The sequence below is a fragment of the Polaribacter sp. 2305UL8-11 genome (genome assembly GCF_058147165.1).
In genome coordinates, this window is record NZ_JBYVJW010000011.1 from 104,881 (window position 1) to 119,954 (window position 15,074).

At 29.9% G+C, this 15,074-nt stretch carries 12 protein-coding genes; 1 reads left to right on the forward strand and 11 read right to left on the reverse strand.

The window, feature by feature from the left end:
* Nucleotides 1–40: 40 nt before the first annotated feature.
* The 5 genes from ACY2RW_RS11285 to rsgA form a co-directional block, all read right to left on the reverse strand.
* Nucleotides 41–2,005 (reverse strand): DUF3858 domain-containing protein, encoded by a 1,965-nt coding sequence (locus tag ACY2RW_RS11285; RefSeq protein WP_490122834.1) that lies wholly within the window; start codon nt 2,003–2,005, stop codon nt 41–43.
* 5 nt (nt 2,006–2,010) lie between these two features.
* Nucleotides 2,011–3,924 (reverse strand): DUF3857 domain-containing protein, encoded by a 1,914-nt coding sequence (locus ACY2RW_RS11290; RefSeq protein ID WP_490122835.1) that lies wholly within the window; start codon nt 3,922–3,924, stop codon nt 2,011–2,013.
* An 85-nt stretch (nt 3,925–4,009) separates the two neighbouring features.
* Nucleotides 4,010–4,645, reverse strand: a complete 636-nt coding sequence (locus ACY2RW_RS11295) for a YceI family protein (protein ID WP_490122836.1) — start codon at nt 4,643–4,645, stop codon at nt 4,010–4,012.
* A 100-nt stretch (nt 4,646–4,745) separates the two neighbouring features.
* Nucleotides 4,746–5,198, reverse strand: a complete 453-nt coding sequence (gene dtd, locus ACY2RW_RS11300) for a D-aminoacyl-tRNA deacylase (protein ID WP_490122837.1) — start codon at nt 5,196–5,198, stop codon at nt 4,746–4,748.
* A gap of 3 nt (nt 5,199–5,201) precedes the next feature.
* Nucleotides 5,202–6,167, reverse strand: coding sequence for a ribosome small subunit-dependent GTPase A (gene rsgA, locus ACY2RW_RS11305; RefSeq protein ID WP_490122838.1), 966 nt, complete (start codon nt 6,165–6,167; stop codon nt 5,202–5,204).
* Nucleotides 6,168–6,331: 164 nt separating this feature from the next.
* Between rsgA and ACY2RW_RS11310 the strand changes: the two genes are divergently transcribed.
* Nucleotides 6,332–6,745 (forward strand): hypothetical protein, encoded by a 414-nt coding sequence (locus ACY2RW_RS11310; protein ID WP_490122839.1) that lies wholly within the window; start codon nt 6,332–6,334, stop codon nt 6,743–6,745.
* Between the two features lie 90 nt (nt 6,746–6,835).
* Here ACY2RW_RS11310 and ACY2RW_RS11315 read toward each other — a convergent pair whose 3' ends face one another.
* The 6 genes from ACY2RW_RS11315 to ACY2RW_RS11340 form a co-directional block, all read right to left on the reverse strand.
* Nucleotides 6,836–7,918, reverse strand: coding sequence for a chorismate mutase (locus tag ACY2RW_RS11315; protein WP_490122840.1), 1,083 nt, complete (start codon nt 7,916–7,918; stop codon nt 6,836–6,838).
* Between the two features lie 86 nt (nt 7,919–8,004).
* Nucleotides 8,005–8,856 carry a prephenate dehydrogenase gene (locus tag ACY2RW_RS11320; protein ID WP_490122841.1) on the reverse strand — a complete coding sequence of 284 codons (852 nt, stop codon included), beginning with the start codon at nt 8,854–8,856 and terminating at the stop codon, nt 8,005–8,007.
* A 161-nt stretch (nt 8,857–9,017) separates the two neighbouring features.
* Nucleotides 9,018–10,160 carry a pyridoxal phosphate-dependent aminotransferase gene (locus ACY2RW_RS11325; RefSeq protein ID WP_490122842.1) on the reverse strand — a complete coding sequence of 381 codons (1,143 nt, stop codon included), beginning with the start codon at nt 10,158–10,160 and terminating at the stop codon, nt 9,018–9,020.
* A gap of 160 nt (nt 10,161–10,320) precedes the next feature.
* On the reverse strand, nt 10,321–11,148 hold the full coding sequence (locus ACY2RW_RS11330) for a prephenate dehydratase (RefSeq protein ID WP_490122843.1): 828 nt from the start codon (nt 11,146–11,148) through the stop codon (nt 10,321–10,323).
* 302 nt (nt 11,149–11,450) lie between these two features.
* On the reverse strand, nt 11,451–12,947 hold the full coding sequence (locus ACY2RW_RS11335) for an aminotransferase class V-fold PLP-dependent enzyme (RefSeq protein WP_490122844.1): 1,497 nt from the start codon (nt 12,945–12,947) through the stop codon (nt 11,451–11,453).
* A gap of 49 nt (nt 12,948–12,996) precedes the next feature.
* On the reverse strand, nt 12,997–15,027 hold the full coding sequence (locus ACY2RW_RS11340) for a protein-disulfide reductase DsbD family protein (RefSeq protein WP_490122845.1): 2,031 nt from the start codon (nt 15,025–15,027) through the stop codon (nt 12,997–12,999).
* Between the last annotated feature and the right edge of the window lie 47 nt (nt 15,028–15,074).

Genomic DNA, 15,074 nt, shown 5'->3' on the forward strand with positions numbered 1-15,074 from the left:
CTTTTTAGACAACCTCTATGTATTTTTTGTTTAAAAAAAATTAAATTTTTACTAAAACAACTTTCTCTGATTCTTTTTTTACTCTTTTACTGTAAAAATCTTTAAGTGCAGCATAATATTGCGACCCTATAATTGCTTCATTGAATTCTATTACACAAGCTGTTCTAATTGTATTTCCTTGATGTGTAACTTGGTATTTAAAAACCCCCAAATTATCAGGCAAACCAATTGCCATACTTTCTGGCAAAGATTCTATTTTATAACCTTCTGGTATTTGAATTGAAACAGTGTGTCTATCTTTCCAAGGAGAAGTAAAGTCTACAGGAAATTTTCTTTCTTCTAATTTAAATGGGTTTGTATGATGTGCTAAAAACAATAAAGGTTCTATGTATAATTTTCCATTAATACTTTCTATCAAGTCTTCACTTAAAAATTTAATATTTCTAGAAACTGGCTTTCCTAAATTTCTTTGATTTGTAATTTTAAAATTTTCTATTTCTATATTTTTATTTTCTTCAAAAGTCTTAATAAGACTTTCTTCTTTAATATGATTGGTAGATTTTCTAAAATTTAATGCGTTTAAATTATCATATTTTGTTCTATACAAACCTTCTACCATTAAGTCATCTGTAATTTTAACCATTACAATATTTTCTTCTATTGCTGGTTTATTAGAAATTAAACTTACCCAAGAAGAAGTTCCTCCTTTGTTTATCTTTCTACCATTCCAATTTAAAGCTCTTGTTGGTAAAACGTTTGGTGTACTATAAGGTTCTGTAGCGTCTAATAAAGCATAAGTATTATTTGGAAATTCTACCATAGAAACAACATAATCAAAACCATCTATAGTTGGAAAAATCGGCACTCCATTTCCTTTAGAACTTACTAAAACTGGACTTGCATTTAAACCTGCATATTTAAGCATAGAAGTAAGCATTAGATTAATATCTGCTACATTACCCACTTGTTCTTTATAGGCTTTTCGAACTCCTTTTTCTGTATTAAAACCATAAAAACCATTCCATTTCATTTTATTTTTTACAAATTGAAAAATAGCATTTACTTTATCATAATCTGTTTTAGCAGTGGTTAATAGATTGTTGATATCATCTTTATAGTAACTCTCTTTTTCTAATTCATTTCCAAAACTAGAAGATCTATAGATTTGCTTACTTACATCTTCCCATGAGTTAGAAAAAGTTTTTACCTCACCACCAACACTCAAAAAATTAAGTTGTGTTAACTCAAAAGACATACCCCCTCTATAGCTTCGAATACTTCCCACATAAGGTTCGTTGTCTTTTAGAGCTGGTATATTATTATCATCAAATTTAAAAACATCTGAAGTGTACGTAGTAGACCCTTCAATTGTCTGGCTTTTAGAGGATTTTTTCATATCCACTAAATAGTAACCCGTATTTCTCTTATTAAATATGAAAAATTCAGGTATTTCTACAGAACATTCAAATTTTCTTACAGGTATTCCATACTGAAACTTTACATCTCTAATATATCCTGGACGTGGTGAAATTATTTTATATTTTAACTCTAAAACAGAGCCTTCTTTTACAGATGGCATAACCATTTTATGCATAACTCTGTATTTATTTTTTCTTTCTTTAAATATACTCTTTTTAGATAGTTTTTCTTTTACAACTTTACCATTTTCAAGATTAAAAGTATATCCTTTTACAGAACTTACATAATCTGGATCTCCTCCTCCAGATTCTGGATTGTAACATAAAACTGATTTTGTTGCCAAATCAAAAGCATCTTTGTTGTATACCTTTATTCTTTCCGATATTTCTGTAACTAATTGCCAACCTCTTCTAGAATAATTATAATATGTTCTTCTATTTTTGTATAAATAAGCTGCATCAGCAGTAGAATCTAATGGATAAAATTTTTCTTCTAGTTCTTCTTTAGACACTTTACCGAATTTATAATTTTGGGCAAAAAATGTGCTAGTACACATTAAGAATAATAAGCTTAATACTCTTTTCATTTTTTTTATTTTTTGGTGATTGCGATTCTTAAATTTTCATATTTAGCGATACTTCTTCTAAAACTTCTATAGGCTTTATAATCTTCTTTTGGATACACTCCTTCTTTTATTATTATAGATTTATAGTAGGTAAAAGTTGTTTCATCAATTTTTTTAAAACTTACTTTATAAGTACCAAATTTGGTCGTTATTTCTTTTTCTGGGGGTAACACATCTAAGACATATCCTTTAGGTAATGTAAACTTATACTCATCTACATCTTTATAACCTGTGGGTACTTTTAGTGGTAATTTTCTTTTTCTATATCTTTTTGGGACGAAATTTTCTCGATTAAAAACATTTACTCTAAATAAAAACTCGTTTGCGTTTACAGTACCATAGTTTTTAATAGCAACCTCTATATCTTCTGTAAAAACAATATTTTCTCTATCATTTTTTAATTTTACAGACGTTATCTCTAAGTTGTTATTATAATCCCAGACATCTGACTTATAATTTTTTATCAACTCCTCTTCAGTTAACGTTTCATAACCAAATTTGTCATCATATTGCAACCCTTGGGAAACTCTTTTTAATGAAGCTTTTACATCTCCGTTTTCTAAAAGTTTAATAGTGCCTTTTATAGTCTGTAAGTTATTTTCATCTTTATAGGAAGCTGTTCTTTTTATAATTCCTCCTTCTGGAGTAACAACAAGTACATTTCTATCGTGTGTAAAACTTCCTAAAAAACCAAAAGGCATTGTTTGGCTTGTACACTCTAACCAAATGTCTTCTCCATTTTTATTCGGAATATTTAATATGACATGATTACCTTGTATAGAAGAAAAGTCTTTGTCTATATCTCTTTTTTCACTTGCATAAACAACAGTATAGTAAGAGGTTACATCTGCTACATCCAGTAACGCTTTTGTATAGTTTGTTAGCCCTTTACAATCTCCATAACCTACTTCATCTACTCTATTTGCTGCTATTGGTTCCCAGCCACCAATACCAACTTGCACACTTATATAGCGTGTTTTGTCTTGCATAAATTTGTAAACAATTTTTGCTCTTTTTATTGGGTCAGATTCGTCTTTAACCAGTTCTTTTACTTTTGCAATGGTAGTTTCATCTAGTTGATCTCTACCTAACAAAAGTTTTTCATACATCCATTTTCCAAAATCTTTCCAATTAGAATAAGTGCCAGCTACGCCTTTTAATTCAAAATTATCTAAAGCAATGACAACTTTCGGTAGAATATCTCTATATGGAATTGTATTTCTTTCGTATTCGTAAGCTGGCTGTTTTTTTATAGAATAACTTAAAAGAGTTTCAGATTCATTAACTTGTATGTCAAAACCATCAAAATTTGTTTTTTTAAAACGCCAAGGAATGGCATTAGGATTGTTTATTTTATAATTACTTTCTTCAACTGAAACGTAATACCCATTTACAGGGTACCACCATGGAATGAAACCAGTTGTAGACGTTTTATATTCTGATTCAAAAACAACTGTATATGGATAAGATATAGGTGTATAATCTACATATTTTACTCTTGCATCAGAGTAAAGAGTACCTCCATCTACTGCACTTATATCTAAAAAATCTCTTTCTTTATATTTTTTAATTTCTTTACCAAAACTGTTATAAATGCGAGCAGATAGTTCTGTAATTTTGGTATCATTATCATAGCTTTCTCCTATTTTAGCATCTACATTCCCTAATTTATTTAGAACAGTGACTACCTTTTTTTTACGAACGACCATTTTGTTTAAATCTTCTATAGTTATTTCTATAGAATTATTTCTAATAACAGCATTTGCATCTTCTTTTAGTTCTGAAGGTATGGAAAAAAAGGAATATTCTAATTCTTGACTTTGTAAATGTAAAAAGTTAACACAAAATGTTAAAAGGGTAAGGTAAATAAGCTTTTTCATGCAATAATTAATAGTAGCAAACAAAAGTAAAAAAAAAATGCCTAAAACATAATGTTTTAGGCATTTTTAAGCAATATGCTTAGTTTTATGATTTTGTTTTGACCATAAATGATAACTCCATATTATCATCAATAAACTTATCTTTTAAGTTATCAAAGAAAGATTTTGAACCATATTTTACATTAAAATCTGCTCTATTCACAACAAAAGTTTCACTTTTTAAAGTTGTAATTCCATTTTCTGTAGTTACAGTTGCTGGTATTGTAATGCTTTTAGTAACATCTTTAATGTTTAAATTTCCTGTTATATGAACATTATCTCCTTTGTCTTCTACACTTGTAATTACAAATTTTGAAGTTGGATATACAGCAACATCAAAGAAATCTGCAGATTTTAAATGCCCTTCTAATTTTCCTGCTCCTTCAGAGCCTTTCATATCTAAATTAGCAATTGAAGTCATATCTATAATAAACATTCCTTGGGTTAATTTACCATCTTCTACTAAAAGACCTCCGCTTTTTAAAGCTACTGTTCCATTATGAGCCCCAGTTGGTTTTGTTCCTTTCCAGTTTAATACAGATGCAGCAGTATCTACATTGTTTAATTCTGCTACATTAACTTCTACTTTTACAGCTTCTTTTGTTTCTACTTTTTCTTTTTTCTCTTTACAACTTGTTAAAACTGTTGCAACTATAGCTAGTGATAAAATTACTTTTTTCATTTTTTTTGATATTTTAAATTATTTTACATTTATTTCCCTAGGCAAATATACATTTAATTTATTTCCCTAGGCAAATATTTTTGATGTTTTTTTTAAAAGATTACTCCTTATGCTTAGAATCTATAATAATGGTTACTGGACCATCATTTAACAATTTAACTTTCATATCTGCTCCAAAAATTCCTGTTTGTACTTTTTTATTGATTTCTTTTTCTAAAACTGATACAAAACTTTCATATAAAGGAATTGCAATAGCTGGTTTTGCAGCTTTTATATAACTGGGTCTGTTTCCTTTTTTGGTAGACGCTTGTAAGGTAAATTGACTTACTACAATTACTTCTCCATTAATCTCTAGAAGAGATTTATTCATCACTCCATTTTCATCATTAAAAACTCTAAGATTTGCTACCTTTCTAACCAACCAGTTGATATCTTCTTCTGTATCTTCTTCCACAATCCCTAAAAGAATTAGTAAACCATTTTTAATATTGGCAACTTTTTCAGAATGAATAGTAACACTTGCCTTTGAAACTCTTTGAATTACAATTTTCATAATTTACTCATTATCATCTTCATTCCAAACATCGGTTCTAAAATGTTCTGTTTCTTCTTCTCCTTCTAAAATTTGAAGATAACTTCTGTATCTAGACCAAGACACTTTTTCTTCTTCTAATGCTTCTTTTACAGCACATTGTGGTTCTTTTAGATGCAAACAATCATTAAACTTACAATCTTGCTTTAAAGCAAAAAATTCTGGAAAATAATCTCCTAGTTCATATTTATCCATATCAACTACACCAAAACCTTTAATTCCTGGAGTATCTATTATTCTGGCATCAAAGCCTAAATCGAACATTTCTGCAAATGTTGTGGTATGTTGCCCTTGTTTATGCTGATCTGATATTTCTTTGGTTTTTAAATCTAAAGTGGGTTCTATAGCATTGACTAATGTTGTTTTCCCAACACCTGAATGACCAACAAACATAGATGTCTTGCCCAACATCATTTCTTTTACTTGGTCTACATTTTTGTTTTGAGTTGCAGAAACTTCTACACACCTATAACCAATAGCTTCGTAAATATCTTTTAAATATAGGATTTCTGCTCTTTCTTCTATTTCATAAGAATCTATCTTATTAAAAACTAAAACTACATCTATCCTATAAGCTCTTGCTGTAACCAAAAAACGATCTATAAAAGCAGTAAATGTTGGAGGGTTATTTATAGTAATTAATAAGAAAACCTGATCTATATTCGCAGCAATAATGTGCGTTTGCTTAGATAGGTTTACCGATTTTCTGACAATAAAATTATCTCTATCTAAAATGGTTTTGATGACACCTGTTTCTTCATCTCCTTTTTTTTCTAAATCAAATACCACTTTATCTCCAACTGCAATTGGATTGGTACTTTTTATACCTTTTATTCTGAATTTCCCCTTAATTCTACACTCATGAAAATTTCCATCTTCCGATTTTACTAGATACCAACTTCCTGTAGATTTATAAACTGTTCCTGTCATTATTACAAAGATGATATTTTTAATTCAAAAAAACTCTAAAAATGAGAGCAAGACTTATTTTTTTTAATACTTTAGCCTTAGAATGGAGACCAGAAACCATTAAAAACGGGGTGTATCTGAAAAACCTTACGAGTAGGACAAAACTTAATAATTTAAAAAAAATTATGAAAATTAAAAATTTATTTATTTTAACATTAATGACTTTAGCACTTTCAAGTTGCTCAATCAGATTAGTAGATTTTACAGTAATTAGTTCAAAAAATGTAAATCTTGATATAGATAGAGCTCAAGGAGTAAAAGTAAAAGGAGAAAAAACTTACTTTTTAGGAATTGGTTGGAATATTAAAGACGCTATGGATGTGGCACTTGAAAAAGCAGGAAAAGAATATGATTTACTAGTTGATGGAGTTGTAAGATATGGAAGTTATCCTTTTATTGCTACTGTTTCTGTAGAAGGAACAGCTGTTAGCTCTAGAGCAATGAAAAACAAATTAGGTGAAGCTGGTTTCAAAGATTGGTTAAATGGAAAAAAAGTAACCTATAATAAAGAAAGTAATACAGAAATAGCAAAAAAATAATCTGATACTTTTAACAATATGAACCGCCATTTCTGGCGGTTTTTTTTTACTTGAAAATACCAACAAGGTTTTAAAAACCTTGCAGGATATTTATCCTTTAATAATTTTTTCTTGATGATTGATAGATTCTTGGTGAATTGCTTTAAACATTTTTAAAACAAATTCTTCACTTAATCCTTTATTCTCTCCTTCTAAAACCATGTTACCAAGAATTTCGTTCCAACGTCTAGATTGTAAAATAGCAACATTCTTTTCTTTTTTTAACTCGCCAATTTTATCAGCTACTTCCATACGTTTTCCTAAAAGACTTATTAATTGGTCATCTACCACATTAATTTGTGCTCTTAAATTGTCTAAAGATTCTCTATAATCTGGAGCAGTTTCAGTTTCTTTTCTAATTTTTAAATCATCCATAATCTGCTTTAAAGTTGTTGGTGTAACTTGTTGTGCAGCATCACTCCAAGCATTATCTGGATCGAAATGCGTTTCTATCATCAAACCATCAAAATTTAAATCTAGTGCAACTTGAGAAACATCAAAAATCATTTCTCTGTTTCCTGTAATATGAGATGGGTCACAAATTAATGGTAAATCTGGAAATTTATTTTGGAACTCAATGGCTAATTGCCAATTTGGATTATTTCTATACTTAGATTTATCATAAGTAGAGAAACCTCTATGAATAGCTCCTAAATTTTTGATTCCTGCAGTGTATAATCTTTCAATACCTCCTAACCATAAAGCCAAATCTGGATTTACAGGATTTTTAACCAATACAATTTTATCTGTTCCTTGCAAGGCATCTGCAATTTCTTGCATAATAAAAGGTGAAACTGTAGAACGTGCTCCAATCCAAAGTAAATCTACATCATTTTCTATAGCTAGTTTACAATGAGCTGCATTTGCAACTTCTGTACAGGTTTTCATACCTGTTTCTTCTTTCACTTTTTTTAACCAACCTAAACCTAAGGCACCAACACCTTCAAAATTTCCTGGTCTTGTTCTTGGTTTCCAAATTCCTGCTCTATAATAGTTTACATCAGAATCTTTTAATTCGTGTGCAATTTTTAAAACCTGTTCTTCGGTTTCTGCACTACAAGGCCCTGCTATTACTAGTGGGTGATCTAATTTCATATCATCCAACCATGTTCTTAATGCTGCTGTATTCTTCATTTTACTAATTAATTTGTGTTGAGATTCTTCGACAAGCTCAGAATGACAAACGCAGTCTTAACTTGATACTCAACGATTTTGGCTTCTTATTTTATGCCGTTTAAAATTTGTTTTATATAATTTGTATTCTCCATTTCGTTAAAAATTTCAGAGAAATTATCTTGTTGCATCAACTTTTTAAAATGTTGTAAATTATTGATGTATTCTTCTAATGTTTCTATTACATTTTCTTTATTCTGCTCAAAAATTGGTGTCCACATTGCTGGACTACTTTTTGCCAAACGCACTGTAGATTCAAAACCTGAACCTGCCATATCAAAAATATCGCGTTCGTTTTTTTCTTTATTGATGACTGTTTTGCCTAACATAAATGCGCTTATGTGAGATAAGTGCGAAACATACGCAATATGTTTGTCGTGCGAAACTGGATCCATATATCTAATACGCATTCCAATGGCTCTAAAAAGGTCTAAAGCTTTTTCTTGCAACTTAAAAGTTGTTTTTTCTACTTCGCAAATAATATTCGTTTTCCCTTTATATAAACCAGAAATAGCTGCTGTTGGTCCAGATTTTTCTGTTCCTGCAATTGGATGACAAGCCAAAAAGTTTCTTCTATTTTTATGATGTTCAACAGATTTACAAATGGCTTCTTTTGTAGAACCTGCATCAATTACCAAAGTAGTATCAGCTATTTTATCTAAAATAGTGGGTAGTAATTTTACAGTGGCATCAACTGGAATTGATACAATTACCAAATCTGCATTTTCTAAATCGTCTAAAGTTGCTTTTTTATCAATTAAACCTAACTCTAATGCTTTCTCTAAAGTTGCATCTTTTCTACTAATTCCGTGGATGATTACTTCTGGATTGTGCTGTTTAATATCGATAGCAAAACTACCTCCTATTAAACCAATACCTATGCAAAATATATTTTTCATTTTTCCTATTCTTAATCCTGCAAGGTTTCTTTTTGACCTTGTAGGTATTGTGTATTAGCTAATGATAGTTATAAGGTTTGAAACCTAATTAATTATTTATTTTTAAAATACCTACAAGGTTTTTGAAACCTTGCAGGATGTTTTTGAAACCTTACAGGATACTAAAATCTACTAATCGCTTCTTTAATAATTTCTGATGTTACACATAAAGAAAACCTGATATATCCTTCTCCTTGAGAACCAAAAATTGTTCCTGGAGTTATAAAAATATCTTTCTCGTATAAAACTGCGTCTGTTACTTCTTCAGATTTTTTTCCTTCAGGAATTTTTGCCCAAACAAATAATCCTGTTGCATTTTTACTATATGTAGCCTTTAATTTATCTGCCAATTGCCAGATTAAATTTCTACGTTCTTCGTAAATTTTATTTTGTTCTAAAAACCAGCTATCAGACAATTTTAAAGCTTCAATCGCTCCTTTTTGAATTCCGTAAAACATTCCAGAATCCATGTTGGATTTTACTTTTAAAATCTCGTTGATATAGGTTGTATTTCCTAAAACCATTCCAACTCGCCAACCTGCCATATTAAAGGTTTTGCTTAAAGAATTTAATTCTAAAGCAATGTCTTTTGCGCCTTTAACTTGTAAAATACTAATAGGATTATCATTTAAAATAAAACTATAAGGATTGTCATTGATGATTAAAATATTGTGTTTTTTACCAAAAGCAATTAACTTTTCGAATGTTTGTAAAGTGGCATCTGTTCCTGTTGGCATGTGTGGATAATTGACCCACATAATTTTTACTTCTGATAAATCTTCTTTTTCTAATTCATCAAAATTGGGTTGCCAATTTGTTGCATCACTTAAATTATAAAAAAGTGGTGCTGCACCTACTAATTTTGTTACTGATGTGTAGGTTGGATACCCTGGATTTGGAATTAACACTTTATCACCTTCATTTAAAAAAGCCATAGAAATATGCATAATTCCTTCTTTGCTTCCCATTAAAGGCAATACTTCACTTTCTGGGTTTGACTCTACAGAAAACTTGTTCTTATAAAACATAGAAATAGCATTTCTTAATTCTGGTAAACCTTGATATGACTGATATTTATGCGCAGAAGCATCACCCAAACTATTAGAAATTGCTTCTAAAACTTGTGTTGGCGGTTGCAAATCTGGAGAACCAATTCCCATATTTATAATTGGTTTTCCTGCAGCAACTAAGCCTCTAACTTCTCTTAATTTTTTAGAGAAATAGTATTCTTGAACGGTGTCTAATCTTTTTGCTGGTTGTATCATAATTTATGCTATACAAAAGTTATTTAATTTGTCATTTCGAAAGAAACCAGTGAAATTGAGAGATCTAAAACATTAAAAGGAAATGTAGAGATTTTTCGACTCCATTGCATTTCGCTCAAAATGACATTGCTCTGGACTTTGTAAATACGTTTATTAGACATTATTTTCTTCCGTTTTTGTAGGTTCCTAAAATTTTGAATTCTTCTGCCATAATTTCTATGATAGCTTTTGCCTTTTCATAATCTTTATAATCATCAAAAGTTACATCTACAAAAAAAGAATATTTCCAAGGTGTTTCTATAACTGGTAAAGATTGAATTTTAGTTAAGTTCATTTTACAATCACTCAACACATTTAAAATGGCAGCCAAACTTCCTCTTTTATGGTTCAGTTGAAATTTTAAAGATGCTTTATTTACATCTTCATTCAATATTGGTTTTTCTGTTTTTACAATTACAAAACGTGTAGAATTGTCTTTTATCGTCTGAATTTCATCTTCAACAATTACCAAATCAAAAATTTCTGCAGCTATTTTTGGTGCAATTGCAGCTATTCCTTTTAAATTTTCTTTGGAGATTCTTTTGGCAACTTCTGCAGTATCTACATCTTCTACTAATTTAATATGAGGATGTTTTTTAAAGAACTCTTTACATTGTAATAATGCCATTGGGTGAGACCAAACTTCTTTAATATTAGCTATATCTTGACCTTTTAAAGCCATTAAATGGTGATGAATATTTAAATATTCTTCTGCAATGATGTGTAAATTGTTATTATCAATCAACGCATAATTAGGAATGATAGAACCAGCAATGGTGTTTTCTAAGGCCATGACTCCATAGGTTGATGAATTATCTAACAGACTATCTACCAAAACATCAAAAGACATACATTCTTTTAACTGAATGTGGTCTCCGTAAAAGTTGCGTGCCACTTTATGATGGTTTGAGCCTTCTGCACCTTGTATGGCAATTGTTTTTTTATCCATTTTACATCAAAAAAAAAGCCTCGAAGTAAATTCGAGACTTTATATATTTTATATGTTATTTAACAGCATGATACAAAGTCTCTCCTCTTATTAAAAAAATAAAAGTAAAAATAGAAACGTGTCCAAGTTGTGTTTAACATCTTAATTCTCTTGCTTTGAGCAACAAATCTAAAGATTAAATTGATATAAACAAATTATATCTCCTCTTTTATAAAAGATTTGACAATTTGATAAAAACTTATTAGAATTTAGTTACTGGTTTATTATAATTCTCAAAAAAACCAATTTTAAAACGGTAAAGTCTAAATTTTAAACCATTCTTTTACCAACTGTTTTTCAATTGGCTCTACTGTTTTATGGTAATAATCGTTTTTAATTGGGTCATATTCATAGTCTTTAGACCATTCTTTAATATTATCTGATAATTTATGTAAAGATTCACAGATAAAATGCAACTCTTCTGATGTAATAGTTGGATGAATAGACAAACGAACCCAACCTGGTTTTTGTGTGTTGCAACCGTGTAAAATTTCGTCCTTAATTCTGTTGGAAGTTTCTTGATCTACATTTAGTAAAAAATGTCCATACGTCCCTGCACAAGAACAACCTCCTCTGGTTTGAATTCCGAATCTATCATTCAATAATTTTACGACTAAATTAAAGTGATATTTTTCGAAATAGAAAGAAAAGATACTCAACCTATCTTTATGATTCGGTGCTAAAATTTTTACTTCTGGTAAGCTTTCTAAAGTTTTAAAAACAATTGTATTAATTTCATCTTCTCTTTTTTTAATATTATCAACACCCATTTTTTCTTTCAACTGAACAGATAAAGCAATTTTAATTGTCTGTAAAAAACCTGGTGTTCCTCCATCTTCTCTGGTTTCTACATCATCAAAATAATCGTGTTCTCCCCAAGGATTTGTATAACTTACTGTACCACCTCCTGGATTATCTGGAATGGTGTTTTTATACAATTTTTTATTAAAAATTAAGACTCCAGCACTTCCTGGACCTCCTAAAAATTTATGTGGAGAAAAGAAAATAGCATCTAAATACTCCTCTTCATTTTCTGGATGCATATCAATATCTACATAAGGTGCACAACAAGCAAAATCCACAAAACACAATCCATTATATTTATGAATCATTTTGGCAACTTCATGATAAGGTGTTTTAATACCTGTTACATTAGAACAAGAAGTTATTGATGCAATTTTTATATTTCTATGCTGATGTTTTTGAATGCATTTTTCAAACTCTTTTAAGCATAACAAACCTTCATCATCACAAGGTACCACTTCTACATCTGCAATGGTTTCTAACCAAGAAGTTTGATTTGAGTGATGCTCCATGTGCGATACAAAAACAATTGGTCTTAGTTCTTCTGGAATAGTGGTGTGTTCTTTTAAGTTTTCTGCAACTTTTAATCCTAAAATTCGTTGGAATTTATTAACAACTCCAGTCATTCCAGAACCTGTTGTAATTAAAACATCATCATCTGTTGCATTAACATGTTTTTTAATAATTTTACGAGCTTCATGATAAGCCAACGTCATTGCAGCTCCAGAAGTTGAAGTTTCTGTATGTGTGTTGGCAACAAAAGGGCCAAATTGATTTAATAATTTATCTTCTATGGGCGCATATAATCTTCCGCTTGCGGTCCAATCTGTATAAATCAGTTTTTGCTCTCCATAAGGAGACTGAAAGGTTTGATTGATACCTACAATATTTTTTCTAAATTGATTAAAATATTGCTCTAAATCTGATTTTACTTTATTTTCTTTTGCTGAAATCATACTTATAAAAGATTTACAAAATCTACACTCAAAAGTAAGCATTTAAAATTTACTCTTTCTTCATATTCTTAAAAACCTCTAATCCACATTCTAAAAACTGTGCGTACTTACTTTCATCTGGTGTATAGCCAACAGCCTGATTTAAAATTTTTGTACCATCAGCATTTAATAAAACATAATATGGTTGCGAATTTGTTTTAAAGAATTGTGTTTGAAAATTTGCCCATTTATGACCGTAATTTTCTAATTTTCTTGTACCTCCATTGACTCTATTTACTAAAATTTGTTCTTCTTTTGGCAGTTGTTTTTTATCATCTACGTACAAAGAAATTAAAACATAATCGTTTCTTAAATAGTTGTCTATTTTTGCAATTGGCCAAACGTGTTCTTCCATTTTCCTGCAATTTACACACGCATAACCTGTAAAATCTAACAAAATTGGTTTGTTTACTTTTTTAGCATAAGCAATACCTGTTTTTAAATCTTTAAAGCAGTCTAAATTGTTAGGACACTCATTTGGATACAGAAAACTATAGCCAACTGGAGGTGCTAAACCACTTAATAAAGTTAAAGGCGTAAACGTATTTGTTTCTTTATTTACTCTAAAACCAGAAGCTAAATAAATAACAAAGGATGCTACTAAAATACCTCCTGCAATTCTTGAAAATGATAGTTTCTTTATTGGAGAATCGTGTGGAAACTTAATTTTACCAAATAAATACAATGCTAAACCTGCAAAAATTAAAATCCATAAAATTAAGAAAGGTTCTATTTTTAGGATATTCCAATGTGCAACTAAATCTGCATTTGATAAGAATTTAAAGGCTAAAGCTAGTTCTAAAAATCCTAAGATTACTTTTGTTGTATTTAGCCAACCTCCAGATTTTGGCAAAGCATTCATCATATTAGGAAACATTGCAAACAAAGCAAATGGCAATCCTAAAGAAACTCCAAAACCAGCCATACCTGCTGTTAATTGCCAAGCACCACCATCTGCAGTTAAAGAACCTGCTAAAAGAGAACCTAAAATTGGGCCTGTACATGAAAAAGAAACAATTGCAAGTGTTAATGCCATAAAAAAGATGCCTACAAAACCACCAGAACTTTCTGCTTCTGTTGTTTTTGAAGTCCAGCTTGATGGTAATGTTAACTCATAATAACCAAAGAATGAAAATGCGAAAAACACAAAAATGGCAAAGAAAATAACGTTGAGCCAAATGTTGGTTGAAATCTCATTAAGGATATCTGGGTTTACAGAATCTAATAAATGAAAAGGTATACTTAATATAATATAAACTGCAAAAATAAAGAAACCATATAATAATGCTTTAGATATTCCTGCACTTCTATTTTGTCCGCTTTTTTTGGTAAAAAAACTAACTGTTAAAGGTATCATAGGAAACACACAAGGAGTAAGTAAGGCTAATAAACCTCCTAAAAAACCTAATCCGAAAATGCTCCATAAAGATTTTCCTCCACTTTGAATTTCTGATGAATTTGAAATTACTTCATTTTCACATTTGATTGAAGAAAATGTTAAATCGTTTGTGTTTAAACCATAAAGTAAGTTGTTTGTAATTTTATTATCTACAACAACAACTGGAGGTGCTTTGTTTACATTAGCTGTTTGTGTTTTTCTCAATTTAAAAACCAAATCAATTTCTGTGGGAGCTAAACATTTAGTATCATCACACACCATAAATTCTACACTCCCATTTATCGTATTTACAGATTTATCAATCTTTACATTTTGTTTAAAAACGGCTTTGTCTTCAAAAAACTTTATTTCCATCCCAAAAACAGGATCATCTATAGTATGTCCTTCGTCTTCAGTAGTTTTTCCTTCTAAATTTATTTTTCCGTTAGAAACATCATACGTAAAAGTAGTAGGAACTGGGCCATCTTCTGGAACAGATTGTGAGTATAAATGCCAACCTTCTTCAATGGTTGCTTCAGATACTAAAATGTATTCTGTTTCCGAAATTTTCTCTATTGATGTAGTCCATTCTACTGGGTCTTCTATTTGTGAGAAAGCACTGGCTGTAATAAGTAGCCATAAAAGTGTGATGTATTTTTTCATAAATGAAATTAAGTGCGTCTGAAATTGTTTTCAAAGATACTTAATTC